Here is a 3,053-nt window from a genome sequence, read left to right as displayed (position 1 = left end):
GTTGTCGAGGTGGGTGTTGCCGGCGACGTCGGTGAACGGCGAGTCGGGCACCAGGGCGGGGTCACACGCCTGCGCGTCGGGGTCGGGGTCGGGTGTCGGGTCAGGGTCGGGGTCGGGTGTCGGGTCGGGGTCGGGGTCGGGGTCGGGTGTCGGACTCGGGGCCGCGTCGAAGCGGAAGGATGTCTCGTCGTGGGTAGGTGACACCCCACCCGGGGTGGTCACGGTCACGTCGACGTCACCGGCCGGGGCGGAAGGGGTGGTCACGGTCAGCTCGGTGGAGGACACCACCTCGACGCTGTCGGCGGGCAGGTCGCCGAAGTGCACGGCGCTGGCGTCGGTCAGGTTGAAGCCGGTGATGGTGATTTGCTCGCCGGCCGCACTGGAGGGGGCCGCGTCGGGCTCGATGCCGGTCACGGTGGGCTGGGGGGTGTACAGCTCGGCGACGTGCGCCGTGGAGGCCCCCGCCACGAGCAGCTTGCCGCAGTGCTCGCCGCAGACCGCCGGGTCGTCGGCGAACGTGTCGGGATCGCTGGACAGCAGCACCAGGTCGTTGCGGTGCCCTCCGCGCCATGACGCCCGCGACAAGTGCATGGTCGCGCTGGCGGTCCAGTCGTTGGTGGCCGGGTCGTACACCTCCGAGTAGGGGCCGCCGTCGGCCCCTCCGGCCACGAGCACCTGACCACTGGGCAGTTTGCCGATCAGGGGCTCCCAGCGGTCGTTGACCATCAGGCTGGCGGTCCACTCGTCGGTGTCGGGGTCATAGACCTCCGCGGTCTTGCCGGCCCCGACGCCGCTGATCACCAGGAAGCCCCCGTCGTCGAGCGCGATGCCGTGGTGCTGGCGGCGACCGGCGTGGGTGTCGGCGATGGGGCTCCACTCCCCCGTGGCCGGGGCGTAGATCTCCGCGCTCTCGTTGGTCGTCGGGCCCCCGACGACCAACACACGGCCGTCGGTGAGCACGTCGCCGGCGAATTGGTTGCGCGCGTCGGTCATCGCGCCGGTGGTCTCCCAGGTGTCGTCGCTGGGGTCGAAGATCTCGGCGGAGTCCCGCCTGGGGCCGGGCTGGCCGCCCGCCACCAGGACCCGGCCGTCGTCCAATCTAGCCGCGACGTGCCGGCCGCGTGCCTCCTCCATCTCATCGACCGGCGACCACTCGCCGGCCTCGGGGTCGTAGACCTCCGCGCTGGCAAGGCCCGTGCTGCCGTCCGGGAAGCCGCCGGCGACCAGTACCCGGCCGTCGGGCAGCAGCGTCGCGCTGTGGTGCGAGCGAGGCCCACCCAGCGACCCTGTCGGGCTCCACTGGCCGGTCAGCGGGTCGAACACCTCGGCGGTGTCCGTCGTGACCCCGCCACGGATCTCGTCACGCCCGCCCGCTGCGAGGACGCGACCGTCGGCGAGCAGGGTGAGGCTCGGGTCGAAGCGCGGCTCCGACAGCTGTCCCGTCCGCTCCCACAGGCCCGGGGCATAGGTGAACTCGGAGACGGGGTTGGGGGGTGAGGTGCCCTCGGCCGTTGTGACCGTCACGTGCGCCGTTCCGGTCCCGGGGGGGCTCGTCGCGGTGATCTGATCGTCGGCGTCGACGGTGAAGTCCGCCGCGGGCTCACTCCCGAACGACACCGCGGTGGCGCCGGTGAGGTCGCGGCCCGTGATGACGAGGCCGGTGCCACCGTTCTCGGGGCCGCTCCGCGGTGACAGCCCGGTCACGTACGGCTCGCCCTCAGGGGTCGGGGAGATCTTCAGCACGAAGGTGCTGAGGCCGCCGACCGGCGAGTCCGGATAGGCGGCCTCCGGGGTTGTCGGGAAGTCGTCACTCGTGACCCCGCCGGCGACGTAGGCGCTTAGGCCGTCGGGGCCCAGGGCCACCGCTCGTCCCATGTCGACCGCGCGGGCGCCCAGGTGCGTACCGAAGATGAGATCCGTCCCGTCGGCGCTCAGTCGCCCGACGAACGGGTCGTGGTTGCTCGAATAGACGGCCATGCGGTCGCGCACAGGGACGCCGGTTGCGCTCTCCGCGGTGCCGGTGATCGTCATGGTGCCGTCGTCAGCGACCGCGACGTCGCCAAGCGGCCCGCCACGTCCGCGCGCCCCCAGGTAAGTGGCCGCAAGGACATCCGCCCCGTCGCCACTGATCCGCGCAACGTAGCCGTTCGTCAGCGCGCCGTCGGGCTCGGTGTCGAAGGCGTCGGGCGTGAACGGCAGGTCCGTCGACGAGGTCGAGCCCACGAAGGCGGTGCTGCCGTCGGCGGCGACGGAGAAGCCGCTGACGCTGACACCATTGGTGCCGCCGAAGAAGGTGCCGAACACCAGATCGCCGTCGGGGTCGAAGCCGAGCACGTACGCGGCCGGGTCGGTAGCGCTCGGGTGCGCCTCCTGGTAGGCCCCGGGGGTGGTGGGCAGGTCGTCCGAGCGGGTCGCGCCACCGACGGAGACGGTGCCGCCGTCGGCCACGCCGACGCCCGAGATGGAGTCTGCGTCGCTGCCGCCGACGTAGGTCGACCAGTCCAGGTCGGTGCCGTCGGGGGCGACCTTGGTGAGAAAACCGTCACCGCCACCCGGCCGTATCTCCTGGAACGCGCCGGCGGTGGTGGGGAAGTCGTCGGAGGCGGTGTCGCCGGCGACGTGCGCGGCGCCGTCGCCGTTGACCGCCACGCCGCCCGGCGAGTCGGTCCCGGCGCCGCCGAGCAGGGTGGAGTAGGCCAGGGCATCGCCGTCCGGTGCCAGCTTGGTGACGAAGCCGGTGGTGGAGCCGCCAACGCGGGTGTCCTGGAAGGCGGTGTCGCTGAGGGGGAAGTCGTCGGAGCCGGTGCGGCCGACGACGTAGGCGGCGCCGGTGTCGTCCACGGCGATCGCCGAGCCGATGTCGTCGCCGTCGCCGCCGAGGTAGGTGGCGTAGACGAGGTCGCTGCCGTCGGGGGTGAGCTTGGCCACCACGACGTCCTGCAGGCCGGGGGCGGGCTTGTCGGTCTGGTAGGCGCCGGGGGTGGTCGGGAAGTCCAGTGAGGTGGTGTCCCCGGTGATGTAGGCGGCGCCGGTGTCGTCCACGGCGATGCCGC

General features: G+C 72.7%; 1 protein-coding gene. It reads right to left on the bottom strand.

The window, feature by feature from the left end; all coding sequences use genetic code 11:
• Positions 1–3,053: kelch repeat-containing protein (locus WD250_15095; GenBank protein ID MEX2621541.1), on the bottom strand; the 3,053-nt coding region annotated here is incomplete at both ends.

It is taken from the genome of Egibacteraceae bacterium (assembly GCA_040905805.1).
In the GTDB taxonomy this organism is placed as follows: domain Bacteria; phylum Actinomycetota; class Nitriliruptoria; order Euzebyales; family Egibacteraceae; genus DATLGH01.
The sequence above is the reverse complement of the archived record's forward strand: the minus strand, read 5'-3'. Positions and strand labels throughout refer to the sequence as shown.